The sequence below is a fragment of the Halobacterium salinarum DSM 3754 genome (assembly GCF_008124605.1).
Taxonomy (GTDB): Archaea; Halobacteriota; Halobacteria; order Halobacteriales; family Halobacteriaceae; genus Halobacterium; species Halobacterium salinarum.
Window position 1 is genome coordinate 418,901 of record NZ_VRYN01000002.1, and the last position, 17,160, is coordinate 436,060.

The window sequence follows — 17,160 nt, forward strand, 5'->3', positions numbered from 1 at the left end:
TTTGCGGACGCCACGGGAACGCCGTAGATATGACTGCGCCGTGGGCGGACTGGGATCACGTCCTCAAGATCGATCCGGACAAGTCGCTGGTGGACGGTGAGACGTTCGACGACATCGCGCAGACGGGCACGGACGCGATCGAGATCGGCGGAACACTCGACGTGACCACCGAGAAGATGCGCCGCGTCATCGACGCGTGTCGGACACACGAGGTGCCGCTGTATCAGGAGCCGTCGAACCCCGCCGTCGTCGTCGAGGACGAAGCCCTGGACGGCTATCTCGTGCCGGTGGTGTTGAACGCCGGGGATCCGTTCTGGATCACGGGCGCGCACAAGGAGTGGGTGCGGATCGCGGACCTCGACTGGGAGCGCACCACGACGGAGGCGTACATCGTGATGAACCCCGACGCGAGCGTGGCCGAGTACACCGGCGCGGACTGCGGGTTGGACGCCGACGAGGTGGGGGCGTACGCCACCGTGGCTGAGCGGTTGCTCGGCCAGGAGGTCGTGTACGTGGAGTATTCGGGGACGCTGGGGGATCCGGCGGTGGTCGAGGCGGCCGCCGGCGGGGTCGACGACGCGGCCGTGTTCTATGGTGGTGGGATCGACGGCTACGACGCGGCGTACCGGATGGGCGCACACGCGGACACGATCGTGGTCGGGGATCTGGTACACGAGGCCGGGGTGGACGCCGTCAGAGAGACCGTACCGGGGGTCCGGGACGCACAGGCCGAGGAGTGAGGGGCGCGTGCCGAGACTGTAATGCTTACAGTGCCGCGTCGCCGAGAGCGGTGCAATGAGCGACGGTGAGTCGGCGGTCGCGTTCGCGCCGGGGCACGTGACGGGGTTTTTCAGCGTGGACACGGGCGCGACCGAGGCGGCGGTCGCGTCGGGGTCTCGGGGTGCGGGAGTCGCGCTCTCTGCGGGCGTCACCGTCACCGTGACGCGGGCCGAGAACACGGGCGTGGTGTTGAACGGAACGCCGACGGAGATCGCAAGCGTGCGGGGCGTCCTCGATGCGCTTGGCGTGACCGCGCGCGTGACCGCGGAGACGCCGCTGCCGCTGGGTGCGGGGTTCGGCGTGTCGGGTGCGACCGCGCTGGCGGCGGCGTTGGCGGCCAACGAGGTGTTCGGGTGTGGGTGCTCGGAGAACGAGTTGGTGCAGGTGGCCCACGTGGCTGACGCCGAGGCGGGCACGGGGCTTGGCGACGTGGTGGCGCAGGCGCGCGGTGGGCTTCCCGTTCGGGTGGAGCCGGGAGCGCCGCCCCACGGCAGCCTGGACGGGGTGCCGGCGAGCGGGCGCATCGAGTACGTGTCGTTCGGCGGGCTGTCGACCAGTGACGTGATCGGTGGGGAGACGGACGCGCTGTCGGCGGCCGGTGCGGACGCGCTGGCGGCGCTGCGCGCGGATCCGACGGTGGCCGAGTTCGTCGCGGCGTCGCGGCGGTTCGCGCGGGCGGCGGGGCTGGTGGATGCGGCGGTCGCGGACGCCATCGCGGCGGTCCAGGCGGCTGGCGGTGAGGCCGCGATGGCGATGCTCGGGCGGACGGTGTTCGCGCTCGGAACGGGGTTGAGCGACGCGGGGTACGACGCGGCGTCGTGTGCGATCCATCACGGTGGCGCGTCGCTGCGGTGAGAGCGGGCGATTTTTGCCCGCCAACGGTGTTGGTGGGGTATGACCGAGATTCCCGAGGACCACCCGCGACACGACTCGCTGGTGACCCGCCACCGGATCGAGGACGGGGTGGACGACGGTATCACGAGCCGACAGGGGTTGATCGCGCAGGGCCGCGGGGAGGCGTACGACTACCTGTTGGGCGAGGAAACGATCCCCAGCGCGGACGCCGCCGAGCGGGCGGCCGCCGCGCAGTTGTTGACTGCGGACCACCCGGTGGTGTCGGTCAACGGGAACGTGGCCGCGCTCGTGCCCGACGCGCTCGTGGCGTTGGCGGCGGCGACCGGCGCGGATCTGGCGGTGAACCTGTTCAATCGGACCGAGGAGCGCGTCGAGCGGATCGCGGACCACTTGCGCGAGCACGGCGCGAGTGGGGTGTTGGGGACGAAGGCGGACGCGCGGATCCCGGGGCTGGACCACGAGCGCGCGACCGTCGACAGCGACGGGATCTACGACGCCGACGTGGTGTTGGTGCCCTTGGAGGACGGGGATCGGGCGGCGGCGCTGGCCGAGATGGGGAAGACGGAGCTGGTGATCGACCTGAACCCGCTGTCGCGGTCCGCGCAGGCGGCGTCGGTGCCGATCATCGACAACGTGGTACGGGCGGTGCCGAACATCACAGCACACGCGCGTGACCTGTCAGAAGCAGAGAATGCTGCCCGTGAGGAGTGCATCCAAGAGTTCGACCGGGAGGCCGCCCTGCGGGCGGCAGAGGAGCGAATCAGGGGCGGTATGAGTGGTGGCGCGTAGGGTGAGAGCGCGCTGACGTACACTATTTTTGGTGAGCCAAAAACCGAACGTCTTTTGAATCTTTAGGTTGCCCTAAACCCTATGCAGCGACGACGAGAATTCCTACAGGCAACGGGGGCAGCACTCGCCGCAGTCGGACTCGCCGGCTGCAGCGACTCGGGAGGCACGACCGACGGCGACGCGACGACGGCGGCCGACGCCGGCAGCGGTGACGACGGAGGCGACGACGTCGGCGTCGACGCCGCCGTGGCCGCCCAGTGGAACGTCTACCGTGCGCGCCTCGCGGACGCCGCCGCGCTGGGCGCACACGGCGCGTCCGACGTGGGCGCACAGCTCGCCGCCACCACGTTCGAACAGGACTTCGAGAACGCCGGCGGCGAACACGGTGCCCACGAGACCCTCGAAACGACCAGCGAGAGCGCCTACGAGGGCTTCGAGCAGGCCGCGATCGGCGTCCGGGACGCGCTCAGGGAGGGTGACAGCGCCAGTGCGATCGAGCAGGCCGAATCCGCCGCCGCGAACCTGCGGGACGCCCAACAGCGCCTCGTCGGGGAGACCGCGATGCACGCCCTGGACGCGCTGGCGTTCGCCGACCACGCCGCGACCGCGCGCGCGCTCGCCGCCGCCGGTCAGGCCGACGCCGCCGCGGTCGCCGCCAACACCGCCCTCTCGGCGTTCGAAACCGCGCCCGCCCACGAGGCCATGGAGTCCGCAGCCACGGACGCCTACGAGTCCTTCGAGAGCGGGCTCGGGGACACCCTGTCGGCCGGACAGCGCGGCAACGCCGACGACGCGAACTCCGCCGCCGCCACTGCCGTGTCGGCGGCCGTCGACGGTGCGTACGCGATCGCCGACACCACCGGCACCGAAGCGGGCCACATCGCTAGCCTCCAGTCCCGCGCGTACGACGCCGCCGCGCTCAACGCGATGGGTGGCCCGTCGTCGGACTTCGGGCACGCCGCCGTGCTGTCGGCGTACCGGGCGCGCGCCCAGGACGCCGCGTGGGTCGCCGACGCCGGCGCGTCGGACGCGGCCGCATCGATGGCGATCAGCGTGCTCGAAGACTTCGAAGGCGCGGCCGCCCACGAACCCCTCGAAGAGACCGACCACGACGCCTACGAGGGCTTCGAGGGCGGCGTGGAAGCGCTCCAGGAAGCGATCACCGCCGGCAGCGGCGTTTCGGATGCGCTCTCGCAGGTCGACACCAACCTGGTCGCCGGCATCAAGGCGCTGACCACGGACACCGAAGCGGTCATCCTGGAGACCGGGTTCCTCCGCGCGCTGCTCGGCGACGCCCGCGAGCAGTACCATCGCGGCAACGCCGAGCGCGCCGCCGCGAGCGTCGAAGCCATGTTCAAGCGCTTCGAGCGCGACGAGCTGGGCGCACACGAGACCCTCGAATCCACCAGCGAATCCCTCTACGAGACGTTCGAGGACGAACACGTGGGCGCGCTGCCGGCGGCGATGCGGAACGGCAACGACGATGCAGTGACGACGCACCTCGACGGCGCGCGATCCGCGCTCGCGGAGTTCGCGGCGCAGATCGCGCCGACCGCGCGGGTCGCGGGCGGCGAATCGGTCACCATCACCGCCCGCGCGTTCGACGCCGCCGGCGTGGCGGCGCTGGACGACCGGACGCGCGCGGCGACGGTCGCCGACGACGCGATGGCCTACTTCGAGGGCGGCGCGGGCGGGTTCCACGAGGCCGTCGAAGCCAGCAACGAGGAAACCTACCACGCCTTCGAGGAGGCGCTGGTTGGCGTGTCCTCGACGGCGAGCGACGGCGGGAGCGTGTTCGACGCCGCGACCGGCTTCGGCGCGCAGTCCAGGACCGCGGTCTACGACGTGATCGGGAACGCGGGCGGCGACCTCACGGCGGCGGCGGCGGCCGTGGCTCGGGGCGCGCTCCGTGACTTCGAGGGGGCGCGCGCACACGAACCGCTGGAGGAGGCCGACCACGACGCCTACGAGGCGTTCGAGTCGTCGTTCGAGACGTACGCCAGCGGCCTGGAGTCCGGGACCGGCGACGTCTCCGTGGTGCGGCGGGCGTCCCTGCGGGCGCAGTTCGCGGTGGCGGGCGACGCCAGCGCGGCCCCGGTCGGCGACGCCGCATCCAGTGGTGAGGGCGACTCCCAGCCCGAGCTGAGCGGCGGGCCGAACGTCGTCTCCGGCGTCCCCGATGACGCCGACCACGTGATCGACATGAACGCGGTCGCGTACGATCCCGCGGAGCTCACCGTGTCCGCCGGGGACACCGTCGCGTGGACACACGCCGACGGCGAGGCGCACTCAGTCACGGCCTACGAGGACGACATCCCTGCGGACGCAACGTACTGGGCGTCCGGCGGCTTCGACAGCCAGGACGCGGCCAAGACCGGCTGGGCGAACGGCAAGGGCGCGGTCACCGAGGGCGAATCGTACGTCCACACGTTCGAAACCACCGGCGAGCACGAGTACTACTGCATCCCCCACAAGAACCTCGGGATGGAAGGCACGATCGTCGTCGAGGAGTGACAATGGTTGGAACCGACCTCGCTACCATCCGCGACCGGCTGGAAGGCCTCGCGGAGTCGGACGGCAGATTCGTCGTTGCGTGTGCGCGGACCGGCGAGCAACCGTTCCCCGTGGCGGGGCTTCGGTTCGCCGACCGCGACACGGCAGCCGACGCGCTCTCGCTGGCGACCGCGTACCGGGAGACGCTGGCGCGATACGACCCCTGGGCCCCCCAATACGACCTGGTCGTCCACGGCGCGCCCGTGCCGTCGCCGACCGACGGCCCGGACCGCTCGGACATCTGCCACGACATCGTCGGCGCGGTGTTCGAGGCGCTGTCAGCGGCCGACCGCGACGCCGCCGAGCGCGCCGTGCTCGACGGGTATTTCGCCGCCGCGGAGGCGACCACCGACGTCGACGATCTCTCGATGGTGTTGTTGTCCTGTGCCGCCGACGCCCTGGACGAACACCTCGCGCCGGCGGCCCAGGAGGCGATCCTCAGCGACGCCGCCGACCGCGTCGACTTCGTGACCACCGACGCCACGCCGGGCGAAGCGCTTGCGACCGTCGCCGCCGCGGACCTCGCCAGCAGCATCACGTGCACCGACGGCGGGTGGCGGTTCGCCGCCGAATCCACGGGTGACCGCGGCGCAGTGACCCTTCCGGTTGCGGTTGCGCTGCTCGCCACCCACGCCGTCGACGCGCCCGCGTTCGCGCCGATCGGCGACCGCATCGACGTGCAGCCGTCCGGCGGTCCGGCGGGGCTCGCGACGGCGGCCTCAGAGTAGGCCGCGGGCCATCCGCACCGCGTCCGGCGCGTTCTCCGCGAGCACGTAGACGATCGGTTCGACGCCGTAGCCACCGGTCTGATAGAGCACGTCCACGGCGTCGGCGTCCCGGACCGCGTCCCGGATGTGGTGGTCGTCGGTCGTCGACTCTCCCTCCGGCTCGAACTCGACCACGGCGTAGCCTGCGTCCGCGAGCGCGGCGACCGTGTCCGCACTGTACGCGATGTTGAGCGCGGCGTGGGCGTCCACACCGGCGGCGCGCGCGTCCAACAACACCGTTGCGACGTACGCGCTCACGCCGAACTCGGGCTCCGCTGGGATCTCGGTGCGTCCCATCACGTCCAGCACCCGACCCGGCACGCCGGCCACGTCCTCGACGGTGTCCGCCTCGGGCGTACACTCCACGAGGTTCGCGCCGACCGCCGGGATCTGGGTGGCGAAGCCGCTGGTGCGTTCGAGCATGCGCACCCCACGGCGCACCGACGACAACACGTGCTCGCGCACCCGCACCTCGCTGTCCGCGTCGTGAACGGTGAAATCGCCGTCGTAGTCGGCCAGCGCGGGGTTGGCGGCCTCGTGGCGCTCGGCCAGGATGTCGCTGCTCGTGGACAGCTCCCGCACGAGAACCTCGGCCTCCACGAGCGCCTGCACCTGGGAGACGTTGCCGGTTGCGAGCCCGCTGCCGGTGCGCTCGACGAGTTCCTGGACGCGGTCGTCAGCGGCGATCTCGTCGTCGGTGGTCACGTCGCCGTGGGCGTATTTCGAGACCGCTGACTGGCTGACCCCGAGCAGTTCGGCGACCTCGTGTTGGGTGAGCCCGCGCTCCCGCAGGTCGGCCGCCAGCAGCGACCGGAACGTCGGCAGGAACTCCTCGACGACGACCTCCTCGATGAACTTCATTGTGTCCCCCCGAACTCGCGGTCCCCCCGAATGCGGGAGGCCTGTGGGCCGTCCTGGTCCTGGTATTTCGACCCGCGCTCGTCGCCGTACGGCCGGTCGGCGGGGCTGGTGAGTTCCGTGAACACGAGCTGGCTGATGCGCATCTCGGGGGTGAGTGCCACCGGCACCTTCCCGAGGTTCGAGAGTTCAAGCGTCACCCGCCCGTTGAACCCGGGGTCGATGAAACCGGCCGTGGCGTGGACCACCACGGCGAGGCGGCCCAGCGAGGACCGCCCCTCGACCTGCGCAACCAGGTCCCGGGGCACCTCCACGCGCTCTTTGGTGGTGCCGAGCACGAAATCCCCGGGGTGGAGGATGAACTCGTCGCCGTCCTCGACGACGGTCTCGGTGACGTACTCATCGACTTCGTCCTCGCGGTTCGGATGGATACAGGGGACGTTGGCGCGCTCGAACTCCAGGAACCGCCGGCCAAGACGGACGTCGACGCTCGCCGGCTGCACCTGGAGGTCGACGTCCTCCAGGGGCTCGATGGCGAGGTCACCGTCCGCCAGGCGTGCGAGAATGTCCTGGTCGGAGAGTATCATACCCGAACAGTGTGCTCGGGATGCCTAAAGGTTTCAGAACAGGGTCAACAGCCAGCTGCCGTAGGCGATCACGCCGCCCGCCAGCCACGGTGCTTCCGAGTCGTCGTCGAAGGCCACCGCGAGACCGTGGGCGTAGAGGTACGTCTGCCAGCCCGCCACCGCGAACGAGATCGCGGTCCGGACGGCGCTGGTCTGCTGGAGGGTCGCCTGGAACTGTTCGAGGAACAGCTCCGGCGAGGACACGGTTGCGCCGTCGACGGCGACCGCGAGCGCCACGAACAGTGCCAGTCCGGTCAGCGCTGTCGGCGCGGTCCCCCACCCCACGATCGCAAACGTCTCCGTGAACCGGCCGTCGTGGCCGATGATGGCGCGCGCGAACACGTGGAGGACGCCCGCGATCAGCACCCACCCCACGGCCATCGCCAACACGAGGCCGACGATGGACGCCCCGACGAGGGGCCAGATGGTGCTGGCGGCGTCGGCTCCGCCGGCGGCGGCGAGTTTGTTCGAGAGCAGGACGCCGAAGCCGATGAGCACGAGCGCGAGCGAGAGCGCCGCGACGCCGGCGACGACGGCCGCCGGCCGCAGGTCGAAGCCGTGCTGGTCGAAATACTCGCGGGGGTGGAGGAAGGGCGTGCGGGGAGCCATGCCGAATGCTGCAGGGTGGACCGACGTAGTGGTTTCGGCCGCGAGTAGCCAGGGCTATGCCGGAGCCGGCCGTCCGTCCGGCCATGAAACAGGTCATCGCCGCCCGCACGGACATCGGAATGGGGCAGGGAAAGCTCGCCGCGCAGGTCGCCCACGCCTCGCTGAACGCCTACGAGTACACCGACGATCGCGCCGTCCGCCGGTGGAAAGACGAGGGGCAGACGAAAGTCGTGGTGAAAGTCGGCAGCGAGCGCGAGCTCTACGAGCGCTCCGAGGAAGCCAAACGCGCCGGGCTGCCCACGGGGCTCATCTCGGACGCCGGCCGCACCCAACTGGAGCCGGGGACGCCGACGGCGCTCGCCATCGGGCCCGCGCCCGACGCCGACGTCGACCAGATCACGGGCGACCTCTCGCTGTTCTGATGCGCGAGGCACACCCCATCGAGCGCGCCGTCGGGATGGCGTACTACGCGAGCGACAGCGACGGCACTGGCGGCCGGCTGCGGGACTCCCCGGCGGACTTCCGCGTGCGCGAACTCGAAGCGTTCGACACCCAGCCGGCGGACGCGCCGACCGGCGACTACCCGTGGCTCGTGGTGCGTGCGACCCTCCACGAGTGGGACACCAACGACTTCGCCCGCGAACTCGCCAACACCGTCGGGATGAGCCGCGAGCGCGTGCGGTGGGCGGGCACCAAGGACCGCCACGCGGTCACCACTCAGCTGTTCGCCGTCCGCGATCTGGACGCCGCCCAGGTGCCGGAGATCCGGAACGCCGACATCGAGGTCGTCGGGCGGGCGGGCCGCGGCCTGGAGTTCGGGGATCTCGCCGGCAACGCCTTCGAGATCGTGGTGCGGGACCCCGACGCCCCCGAGCGGGCCGCCGCCGTCGCCGACGAGTTGGCGGCGTTCGGCGGCGGAACCGTCGGCACGCCCAACTACTTCGGCCAACAGCGCTTCGGGAGCAAGCGCCCGGTCACCCACGAGGTCGGGCTCGCCATCCTGCGCGACGACTGGGAGGCGGCCGCCATGGCGTACCTGGGCGCGCCCACCGAGCACGAACCCGCGGACTCCCAGCGCGCCCGCGAGTACGTCGCGGAAACGCGGGACTGGACGGGCGCGCTCGCGGAGTTCCCACAGCGCCTGCGCTACGAGCGCACCATGCTGCACGAGCTGGCCGACGGCGGGAGCTTCCGGGACGCCGTCGAGACGTTCCCGTCGAACCTCCAGCAGCTGTTCGTGCACGCCGCCCAGTCGTACGTCTTCAACCGAATCGTCTCGGAGCGCATGGCGCGCGGGCTGCCGTTCGGCGAGCCGGTCGCGGGCGACGTGGTGTGGTTCGCGGACAGCGACGCCGACGCCGCCGTCGCCCAGCCCGACGCCGCACGCCAGCAGCGGGTCACCGACTCCCGGGTGGACGTGATGGCGCGGCACTGCGAGCGCGGCCGCGCGTTCGTCACCGCGCCGCTCGTCGGCACCGACACCGAGTTCGCGGACGGCGACCCCGGGGAGATCACTCGGGGCGTCCTCGACGACCTCGGCCTTTCGCGCGCGGATTTCGACCTGCCCGGCGAGTTCGACTCGGCGGGCAGTCGCCGCGCGATACTCCTCCGGCCGGATCTCACGGTCAGTCACGACCCGCTGGCCTTCGAGTTCGCGCTGCCCTCCGGCAGCTACGCCACGGTCGTCCTGCGGGAGTTCCTGAAACCCAGCCCGCTGGCCCTCTGAGCGGGGTGGCTGAAACACCGGGTTTTTGCGGTCGCGCCGCGTCCCATCGGGCATGGACTGTTCGCGGTGTGGCACGCCACTGGATAAACCGGGCGACTACTGCCTGGTGTGCCGCACCGAGAACTGCGACGCGGTGGTGGCTGACTGCGGGCGCGACCGGGCGACGCTGACGTTTCTGACCGACGAGGACGTCGTCGGCCGCACCGACATCACGACCGTGCCCGAGGACGGCGACGAGACCGGCGTCATCGAGCTGCGGAACTTCGCCGGACGCATCGCGGACGAGATCCGCAGGAAGCGCCCGGAGGACGTCTTCGTCGCGGGCGCTCACGAGGTGATCCGGGCGGTGCGCGCGGATCTCCACCACGACGTCTACCGTGTCGAGCCCGACGACCCCGTGGCGTCGGTGCTTGATCGCCGCGGTGACCGCGCCCTGGACGTCGTCGAGAAGCCCGTCCGGGAGAAGATCGGTGGCCGCCACTCGACGCTCATCGGCGACCGCGACGGCCAGCAAGCCATCCGCACGATTGCGGGCCACCCGAACGTCAAGAAGGTCATTCCCGGCCCCATCGACGCCGGCGGCTCGGGCTCCCGCACTGGCGTCCGCGCGAAGGTCACGCGCGCCGACACCAACGGCAACCTCCGGCTGCTCGTGCGGGACGGCTCAAGCGTCCAGGAGAACCGCGTGGTCACCACGGCGATGAGCCGCGACACCGGCGAGCGCGTTCGCACCGATCTCAACGACGCGCTCGAAGACGAATCACTCCGCGAGTGAGGACGCGGCCGGGAGTGGCCACGGGCGCTACGCGAACGCTTCGCGGACGTTCCCGGGGAGGTCGGTCAGGTACGAGAGCACCGCCAGGATCGGCATGCCGACGGTCAGGACGGCAAGCCCGGGCAGGCCGATCGTGTCGATCGTCCACTCGACGGACACGAACAAGGCGACGACGAAGAACGCGCCGACAGCCCACAACGCGATCGTGAGGAGGGAGCCGTAGACGCGAACGAAATCGGAGACCATGTCAAGTGCAGGTCACGACGGCGTCGATGTAATCGTTTCGGTGGGGCAGGGGCGTTGTGTACTCCGAGCCGGTTTGGCGTGGTGCCACTGCGTTCGCCCACACAACTCGTAGCGTTTATGTACGCGACGGCGGTAGACGCTGGCACTATGGCTAACCAGAGCTCCACCGGGAGCGCCGGCCGGTTCGGTGCGCGCTACGGGCGCGTCTCGCGCCGCCGCGTCTCCGACATCGAGGGCACGATGAACGAAGACCACGCCTGCCCGGACTGTGGGTCCGAGGCCGTCTCCCGCGAGGGGACCGGCATCTGGCAGTGCGGGAAATGCGGCTACAAGTACGCCGGCGGTGCCTACCAGCCCCAGACGCCCAGCGGCAAGACGGTCACGCGCTCGATCCGGACCGCCCTGGGTGAAACCGGCGACAGCAACAGCGAGTAACAGTTCAGATGTCGTATAAGTGTTCGCGGTGCAAGCGCGACGTCGAACTCGACGAATACGGCGGCGTGCGGTGCCCGTACTGCGGGCACCGTGTGCTGTTGAAAGAGCGCAGCCGGGACGTGAAGGAAGTCAGCGTCCAGTAACCGACGTGCCGTCGCACTCGACGGAGCTCGTTTTCCGGTACGATTCGACGGCGGTTGCGTCCATCGTCGCCAGCAGCGTCGCCGTGTCGGCGGGCGACATCGACGGCGAGCGCAGCCGGGCGACGGTCAGCCGCGACGGCGCGACGGTGACCGTGGTCGTCGACGCCACCGACCTGACGGCGCTGCGTGCCGGCCAGAACACGTGGCTGACGCTCGTCGAGGTGGCCGAACGAGCGGCCGCTCCGTCCGCGGCCGGACCCTGATTCGGGGCGTAGCGTGGGACGCACGAACCCCATCCGATCCGGCGGCTCGGGCTGTCACACCCCCAGGTCCGGTGTGCAACCACAAAGCGGGGGTTTTTCCGTTGGGCGCGCAACCGGATACGTATGCAGGGTAACCTACCACCGGAAGCGCAGGAGAAACTCGAGCAGCTCCAGGATCTGCAGGAGAAAGCGCAGAACGTCGCCACGCAGAAACAGCAGGCCGAACAGCAGCTGTCCGAGGCCGAAACGGCCCTGGACGCGCTCGGCGACATCGAGGAGTCGACCACGATGTACCGTGAGGTCGGCGAGTTGCTCGTGGAAACGGAGTACGACAACGCCCACGACGACCTCGACGAGAAGGTCAGCGACCTGGAAGTGCGCGTCGAAACCCTCCAGAAGCAGGAGGACCGCGTGCAGGAGCAGTTCGAGAGCCTCCAGGAGGAGCTGCAGGACATGCTCGGCGGTGCGGGCGGCGCGATGGGCGGCGGTCCGGGCGCGTAACGACCGATGCCGAACGATGAGGAGGTCGTGGAAACGGCCGCCGAAGCCGCCGAGGGGCTCGTCCTCGACCGGCTGCGGACCAGTGACGTGGACGACCTCGATATCACGGTGACGTTCGAGGACGGCGTCCTGGACGTGGACATCTACGTCCGGGCACCGGACGCCGACGCAGACGTCGAGCAGGTCGCGGACGACGGCGCGCTCGCCGCGCAAGCAGCCGTCGACGACCTGTTCGCCGACGAGTAGGCGGGGAGAACTTCTCGCCGTTCGCCACGCCAACCAGCGGCGGCGTTCGGCTAGCGCTCACGGGAGTGCCTCGGCGAGCCGGTCGTCGCCGTCGGGGAGCGGCGGTCCGTGTCCGGGACACGCGTACTCGAAGGCGGGCGCACGACGACACAGCGACCGCACGCTGGACTCAACCGCGGCGGCGTCGGAGCTCGTGAGCCAGCCAGTGGGCTTCAGCCTGTCGCCGAGTCCATAGGCGAGGTCACCGAGGAACGCGACGGACAGATCCTCGTGGACGTAGGCGACGTGTCCGGGCGTGTGACCGGGGGTGTGGTACGCGTGGAAGCCGCCGATATCATCCCCGTCAACGACGGCTCGAATCGGGAGATCCGGCAGGTCGAGCCGGCGATAGTAGAGCCGGTGGAGCGCCCCGATGCCGTTCCGAGCAGTCCACGGCGGCAGTCGGTCGCCAGCGACGTACGGCGCGTCCCGCTCGTGGACGTACACCGGGGCGTCCAGTGCCGGCGTGAGTCGCGCGAGCGTGCCGACGTGGTCGGCGTCGTAGTGGGTCACCAGCACGCGGTCGATGTCGCCGGGTTCGACGCCGGCAGTGTGCAGGCCGTCTCGGACGGTCTGCTCGTCTCCCGGCCACCCGGCGTCCACGAGCGTCGTCTCGTTGTCGTCGACGACGACGTAGGCGTTCGGCATGTCCAGAGTCGAACAGTCGACGTGTGTCACGCCGGGTGGCAACTGCGCCGTCATTGCCGGAACTGCCAGACGGAGTGCCATGAGTGTTTCGGCGGGCTACGTGAGGAAGAAGACGAGGACGCTGATGGTGACCGTGGCGAGAACGGCGAGTCCCGCGACGGCGCCACCCATCGCGATGACGGCGTTGGCGTGGCTGGCAAGCGTCTCGGTGCGGTCGTTGCCGAAGACGGTGACTTCCGCGCGCTCGGTGGCCACGCCGGCCTCGACGGGGTCGAGGTCGTCCGTGGCGGCTTCAGTGAGCGCGACGACCACGTCGGTGAGGGCACCCCAGTCGATGGCGGCACCGACCTGGTTCGAGGACTCGACGGTGTTGACGATGTGCGTGTCCGTGGTCATGACTTCGGCGTGGTCGATGCCGAGGCCGCCGACGGCGTCCAGGAGGCGCTCGCGGAGCCCCGGTTCCATGTTGTTCCCGTCGATGAGCACGTAGGCGGTGCGCGTGGTGCCGGTTTCGACGACGGCGACGCGGACGCCGAGGGGACCGATGCCGTCGCATGGCTGCCAGTCGGTGGGGTCCCAGGCGACCCCCATGCGGAGCGCGTGCTCGGGTGCATCGGCGAGGTCGCGGGCGGCGCTGCCGGCGGCCTGGATCAGCTGGAACGAGCGCTCGCTGCCGGGGTAGATGTGGCCGAGGTCGTCGCCGTCGAGGCCGTTGTTGCAGTTGTGCGCGTCCGCCAGCAACACCGTCTCCAGTCCCGCGACGCGGGCTTCGGCGGCCGCCGACAGGCCGACGGCGTACGAGATGTCGTCGGCGAAGTTGGGGGCGTACGTCGAGACGAGGAACGCGTCGTCGTCGAAGGCCTGCCCGAAAAGCGTGGCCTCGCCGTCGGTGGCCCGCACCGGCGCGGTCGCGGTGTCGGTGTACGTGATGCGGTCGTGGGCGTCGGCGGCGGCGTCGACGAGCGTGTCGACCTCGCGCTCGGTGACGAGGTTGAAGTCGTGGCCGGCGGTTGCGTGGGGCGGGAACGCCAGCCCGTCCGTGGCGTCGGCGACCCGCTGGGGGAGGTTGCCGCCGCCGATCTCGCCCATCGGCCCCGGGTGGATCATCGGCAACACGAACCGCGCTTTCTCGGTTTCGTCGCTCGTGCGGCGGAACGACAGCACAGTCACGGGGACGACGGCCTCCTCGCCGATCTGCTCGAAGAAGTCCTCGAGCTCCCGAGTGCCCTCGGCGATGTGGCCGATGAACCCGCCGATGAAGTCGAGCACGCTCACGCCGAGGCTGCGCTGCCACGGGCGGTCGATGACGACGACGAACCCGTAGGCCACAGAGCCGTACAGCGCGGTCATCGCAACCAACAACAGGAAATCCCGGGGGGCGAACGCGTACTGGATCTCGGGGGGTGCATGCGAGGGCCGCGCGAGGAACGCGCCCAGCAGCGACCCGCCGCCGGACGTGACGTAGTTCAATGTGCCGCCGTAGACGAACAACAACACGCCGGCGGTGGCGGTTTGGATGCTGGCCGGCAGCACCGACACTGCCAGCGTGTTCCGCGACACCGCCAGGACGACCAGAAACCGGACAGCGAACACGAGCGCGAGCGCCGCGATGAGCGCGTCGAACACGAAGTTCTGGCTGAGCCGCGGTGTGAGGATGGCGGCGACGCCGGCGGCGACCAGCACGGTGACGACGACGATCTCGCAGGCAACGGCGAGCAGCGAGGAGCGGTTGTACGTGAGCTGGCCGCCGAAATGCCGGTCGACGGTCGTCGTTGCCATGCTCGCGACGGCCGTGGGGACGCCGATGAAGAACACGCCCTGCCAGGCGTCCGCCAGGACGTACTGGCTATCGAAGGCCGCAACCCCCGCCAGCGCCGCGATGACCAGCGAGAGCGCGACGCTGGAATACCAGCGGGGAGCACGGAAGATGTACTTCGAGAGGCTGGCCAGTTCGCCCTGGGTTTCGGTCATGCGGCGTTACTCGCAGATGGCCACGAAGTTCTCGAAGACCGCCTCGCCCTCCTCGGTGTGTGCGACTTCGGGATGCCACTGCACGCCGTAGAGGTCGCGGTCGGTGTCGCCCATCGCTTCGACGCCGCAGATGTCGCTTTCGGCGGTGATCGTGAAGCCGTCGGGGACGGCGACGACTTCGTCGGCGTGGCTCGCCCACACGCGCGTGTCCGGGGCGAGCGACCCCACGAGGGGGTCGTCGGCGTCGCTGATCGAAACCGTGACGTCGGCGTAGCCGCCGTAGTCGCCGGCTTCGATGCGGCCGCCGAGCTCGTCGGCGATCAGCTGGTGGCCGAGGCACACCCCCAGAATCGGAACGTCGAGTGTGAGGTACTCCCGGCAGTGGCCGATGTCCGCCATGGTGGGGCCACCGGAGAGCACGAGGCCGTCGGCGTCGATGTCGGCCGGCGGGGTGGTGTTGTCGGTCAGGTCGACGGTCACGCCATCCATGTCACGGAGCAACCGGTGCTCTAGGTGCGTGAACTGGCCGTGGTTGTCGACGACGAGGATGTGCGTCATTGCCGGCGGGTAGGCAACACCGGCGTAAAAACCCACTCGTTCGCCGGGCGGCCGGGAGAACGCTTTTCGGGCGCGCCGTCCGACTGCGACTGTGCACGTCCGCCACGATCCCGACGACGGCGACGGCGCGCGAACGCTCGCCACCACCGTCGAGACGGCCGAGTCGTTCCTCTCGCAGGCCCGCGGGCTGATGTTCCGCACGTCGATCCCCGACGACTACGCGCTCGTGTTCCCGTTCGGCGACCCCGAGGTGCGGGACGCCCACATGGTGTGTGTGCCGTTCGATATCGACGCCATCTGGGTGGTCGACGAGGAGGTCCAACACGTCGAGACCATGGCCGCGTGGACGGGGCGGGCGAGCGCGGACTGTGACACGCTGATCGAGTTGCCGGCGGGCGCTGCGAGCGGCGTCGGCGTCGGCGACCGCGTCCGGGTGACCGAGGAGTCAGCCTGAGGGGCGCGCGCCGAGCTCCACGTCGACGGTTCGGCGGTCGCCGTCCCGAAGCAGCCTGACGCTGACGGTGTCGCCGGGACTGGTGTGTAACGCCAGCAGGCTCAACACGTCTTCGAGCGTGTGGACGCGGGTGCCGTTCACCGCGAGCACGATGTCGCCGCCGACGCGAACGGCACCGCCGTCGACGATGGTCGTGGCGTCGCTGCCCACCAGCCGGCCGGCGGACGGTCCCGAAGGGTCGACGGACATCACGAGGAGGCCGCGGGACTCCGTGAGCCCGTTGGCGTCCGCGACGGTGGGGGTGACCGGGGTGAACGACACCCCGAGGTAGGCGTGCTCGTAGTCGCCGGTGTCGATGAGGCTGGGAACGACCCGGTCGGTGAGCGCGGCGGAGATGCCGAACGCGATGTTGTCCCCGCCCCCGGAGTTCACGACCGCGACGACGTCGCCGTCGAGCGACACCAGGGGGCCGCCGCTGTTCCCGGGGTTCACCGCGGCGTCGGTCTGGACGGCGTCCGGAATGCGGTAGCCGGTCGGCGCCGGGATGGCGCGGTTCGTGCCGCTGATGATGCCCGTTGTCACAGTGCCGTTGAGCGCGAACGGGTTGCCGATGGCGACGACCTCCGTGCCGGCGACCGGCGACGCGGTGCGCAACGCCAGCGGGGTGGCGGCGGCCGGGGTGTCGGTGACGGTGACGGCCGCGAGGTCGCTGTTCGGGTCCGTCCCCCGCACCCGGCCGGTCTCCCAGGTGCCGTCGTTGAACCGGACGTTGACCGTCTCCGAGCGCCCCACGACGTGGGCGTTGGTGACGAGTGTCGTGTCGTTGTACAGCCAGCCCGTCCCCTGCCCGGACTGCGTGCGGATCATGACGACGGAGTCGATAACGTCCCGATAGACCGCCGTGTACGGGCTCTCGGAGCGCGAGTCGGTCGTCGTCTCTCGGGTGGTCGTGGCCGCCGTCTCGGCCGCGGCCACACGGTTCGGTGCAGTGTCGGTGCAGCCAGCGGTGCCTGCGGCCAGCACTCCGGCTCCGAGCCGGAGCACGTCGCGTCGACTCGGCATCGGATCAGTCACGAACGGATCGTACGCGTGAGCGACACGAATAGCTTGTGGGCAGCCCCCTGGCGGCGCGGGGCGAGACGGGGGCACCGCTGTCGGCGTGGTGGTCCGAGAAGCGCCGAGGAGGAGATTTGAACTCCTGAGTCCGTGTGGACAGTTGCTCTCGAAGCAACCGCCTTGGCCAGGCTAGGCTACCTCGGCTCGTTCGATACGATGCCGGCCGCGAGTTTAGTGGTTTCGGTTCTGCGAGCGGGTGGCG

At 70.3% G+C, this 17,160-nt stretch carries 22 protein-coding genes and 1 tRNA gene; 14 read left to right on the top strand and 9 right to left on the bottom strand.

Annotated features, from left to right (window positions below; translation table 11 throughout):
• Nucleotides 1-29: 29 nt before the first annotated feature.
• The 5 genes from APQ99_RS07270 (at nt 30) to APQ99_RS07290 (ending at nt 5,705) form a co-directional block, all read left to right on the top strand.
• Nucleotides 30-740 (top strand): phosphoglycerol geranylgeranyltransferase, encoded by a 711-nt coding sequence (locus APQ99_RS07270; RefSeq protein WP_136361081.1) that lies wholly within the window; start codon nt 30-32, stop codon nt 738-740.
• 55 nt (nt 741-795) lie between these two features.
• Nucleotides 796-1,635: a pantoate kinase gene (locus APQ99_RS07275; protein WP_010902142.1), complete on the top strand. Its 840-nt coding sequence runs from the start codon at nt 796-798 to the stop codon at nt 1,633-1,635.
• Between the two features lie 39 nt (nt 1,636-1,674).
• Nucleotides 1,675-2,424, top strand: coding sequence for a 4-phosphopantoate--beta-alanine ligase (locus tag APQ99_RS07280; protein WP_010902141.1), 750 nt, complete (start codon nt 1,675-1,677; stop codon nt 2,422-2,424).
• Between the two features lie 81 nt (nt 2,425-2,505).
• Nucleotides 2,506-4,938 (top strand): DUF5059 domain-containing protein, encoded by a 2,433-nt coding sequence (locus APQ99_RS07285; RefSeq protein WP_010902140.1) that lies wholly within the window; start codon nt 2,506-2,508, stop codon nt 4,936-4,938.
• Nucleotides 4,939-4,940: 2 nt separating this feature from the next.
• The gene (locus APQ99_RS07290; protein ID WP_010902139.1) at nt 4,941-5,705 is read left to right on the top strand and encodes a DUF7551 domain-containing protein; all 765 of its coding nucleotides are present in this window, start codon (nt 4,941-4,943) and stop codon (nt 5,703-5,705) included.
• On the opposite strand, the gene APQ99_RS07295 is transcribed toward APQ99_RS07290, so the two are convergent.
• Genes APQ99_RS07295 through APQ99_RS07305 form a run of 3 tightly spaced genes read right to left on the bottom strand, consistent with a single transcriptional unit; the run spans nt 5,697 to nt 7,837 of the window.
• Nucleotides 5,697-6,605 carry a thiamine-phosphate synthase family protein gene (locus tag APQ99_RS07295; protein ID WP_010902138.1) on the bottom strand — a complete coding sequence of 303 codons (909 nt, stop codon included), beginning with the start codon at nt 6,603-6,605 and terminating at the stop codon, nt 5,697-5,699. The two genes, APQ99_RS07290 and APQ99_RS07295, sit on opposite strands and share 9 nt — an antisense overlap.
• Nucleotides 6,602-7,189 (bottom strand): dCTP deaminase, encoded by a 588-nt coding sequence (dcd, locus tag APQ99_RS07300; protein WP_010902137.1) that lies wholly within the window; start codon nt 7,187-7,189, stop codon nt 6,602-6,604. The genes APQ99_RS07295 and dcd overlap by 4 nt, the downstream gene beginning before the upstream one ends.
• Nucleotides 7,190-7,222: 33 nt before the next feature.
• Nucleotides 7,223-7,837, bottom strand: a complete 615-nt coding sequence (locus tag APQ99_RS07305; RefSeq protein WP_010902136.1) for a YIP1 family protein — start codon at nt 7,835-7,837, stop codon at nt 7,223-7,225.
• Nucleotides 7,838-7,920: 83 nt separating this feature from the next.
• Between APQ99_RS07305 and pth2 the strand changes: the two genes are divergently transcribed.
• Genes pth2 through APQ99_RS07320 form a run of 3 tightly spaced genes read left to right on the top strand, consistent with a single transcriptional unit; the run spans nt 7,921 to nt 10,338 of the window.
• A complete protein-coding gene (pth2, locus tag APQ99_RS07310; RefSeq protein WP_010902135.1) occupies nt 7,921-8,259 on the top strand; it encodes a peptidyl-tRNA hydrolase Pth2 in 339 nt (112 codons plus the stop codon).
• Nucleotides 8,259-9,563, top strand: coding sequence for a tRNA pseudouridine(13) synthase TruD (gene truD / locus APQ99_RS07315; RefSeq protein WP_010902134.1), 1,305 nt, complete (start codon nt 8,259-8,261; stop codon nt 9,561-9,563). Before pth2 ends, truD begins: the two co-directional genes overlap by 1 nt.
• Before the next feature lie 52 nt (nt 9,564-9,615).
• Nucleotides 9,616-10,338 (top strand): DUF2103 domain-containing protein, encoded by a 723-nt coding sequence (locus APQ99_RS07320; protein ID WP_010902133.1) that lies wholly within the window; start codon nt 9,616-9,618, stop codon nt 10,336-10,338.
• Between the two features lie 27 nt (nt 10,339-10,365).
• Here APQ99_RS07320 and APQ99_RS07325 read toward each other — a convergent pair whose 3' ends face one another.
• On the bottom strand, nt 10,366-10,584 hold the full coding sequence (locus APQ99_RS07325) for a hypothetical protein (protein ID WP_010902132.1): 219 nt from the start codon (nt 10,582-10,584) through the stop codon (nt 10,366-10,368).
• A gap of 147 nt (nt 10,585-10,731) precedes the next feature.
• Here APQ99_RS07325 and APQ99_RS07330 point away from each other — a divergent pair, with 147 nt between their 5' ends.
• The 5 genes from APQ99_RS07330 to APQ99_RS07350 all read left to right on the top strand — a co-directional run bounded on the left by APQ99_RS07330 (nt 10,732) and on the right by APQ99_RS07350 (nt 12,172).
• Nucleotides 10,732-11,019, top strand: a complete 288-nt coding sequence (locus APQ99_RS07330; RefSeq protein ID WP_012289127.1) for a 50S ribosomal protein L37ae — start codon at nt 10,732-10,734, stop codon at nt 11,017-11,019.
• Nucleotides 11,020-11,027: 8 nt separating this feature from the next.
• Nucleotides 11,028-11,162: a DNA-directed RNA polymerase subunit P gene (locus tag APQ99_RS07335; RefSeq protein WP_010902130.1), complete on the top strand. Its 135-nt coding sequence runs from the start codon at nt 11,028-11,030 to the stop codon at nt 11,160-11,162.
• 5 nt (nt 11,163-11,167) lie between these two features.
• Nucleotides 11,168-11,425: a KEOPS complex subunit Pcc1 gene (locus APQ99_RS07340; RefSeq protein WP_012289126.1), complete on the top strand. Its 258-nt coding sequence runs from the start codon at nt 11,168-11,170 to the stop codon at nt 11,423-11,425.
• A gap of 123 nt (nt 11,426-11,548) precedes the next feature.
• Nucleotides 11,549-11,926: a prefoldin subunit beta gene (locus APQ99_RS07345; RefSeq protein WP_010902129.1), complete on the top strand. Its 378-nt coding sequence runs from the start codon at nt 11,549-11,551 to the stop codon at nt 11,924-11,926.
• A 6-nt stretch (nt 11,927-11,932) separates the two neighbouring features.
• A complete protein-coding gene (locus APQ99_RS07350; protein ID WP_010902128.1) occupies nt 11,933-12,172 on the top strand; it encodes a DUF3194 domain-containing protein in 240 nt (79 codons plus the stop codon).
• 57 nt (nt 12,173-12,229) lie between these two features.
• Here the strand turns inward: APQ99_RS07350 and APQ99_RS07355 are convergent, their stop codons facing one another.
• Genes APQ99_RS07355 through APQ99_RS07365 form a run of 3 tightly spaced genes read right to left on the bottom strand, consistent with a single transcriptional unit; the run spans nt 12,230 to nt 15,388 of the window.
• Nucleotides 12,230-12,913 carry an MBL fold metallo-hydrolase gene (locus tag APQ99_RS07355; RefSeq protein ID WP_049892481.1) on the bottom strand — a complete coding sequence of 228 codons (684 nt, stop codon included), beginning with the start codon at nt 12,911-12,913 and terminating at the stop codon, nt 12,230-12,232.
• 42 nt (nt 12,914-12,955) lie between these two features.
• A complete protein-coding gene (locus APQ99_RS07360) occupies nt 12,956-14,830 on the bottom strand; it encodes a DUF2070 family protein (RefSeq protein ID WP_010902126.1) in 1,875 nt (624 codons plus the stop codon).
• 6 nt (nt 14,831-14,836) lie between these two features.
• Nucleotides 14,837-15,388, bottom strand: coding sequence for a GMP synthase subunit A (locus tag APQ99_RS07365; protein WP_010902125.1), 552 nt, complete (start codon nt 15,386-15,388; stop codon nt 14,837-14,839).
• A 91-nt stretch (nt 15,389-15,479) separates the two neighbouring features.
• Here APQ99_RS07365 and APQ99_RS07370 point away from each other — a divergent pair, with 91 nt between their 5' ends.
• Nucleotides 15,480-15,842, top strand: coding sequence for a DUF192 domain-containing protein (locus tag APQ99_RS07370; protein WP_012289124.1), 363 nt, complete (start codon nt 15,480-15,482; stop codon nt 15,840-15,842).
• Here APQ99_RS07370 and APQ99_RS07375 read toward each other — a convergent pair.
• Nucleotides 15,834-16,904 carry a S1C family serine protease gene (locus tag APQ99_RS07375; protein ID WP_010902123.1) on the bottom strand — a complete coding sequence of 357 codons (1,071 nt, stop codon included), beginning with the start codon at nt 16,902-16,904 and terminating at the stop codon, nt 15,834-15,836. The two genes, APQ99_RS07370 and APQ99_RS07375, sit on opposite strands and share 9 nt — an antisense overlap.
• A gap of 113 nt (nt 16,905-17,017) precedes the next feature.
• Nucleotides 17,018-17,102, bottom strand: a tRNA-Ser gene (locus APQ99_RS07380).
• Between the last annotated feature and the right edge of the window lie 58 nt (nt 17,103-17,160).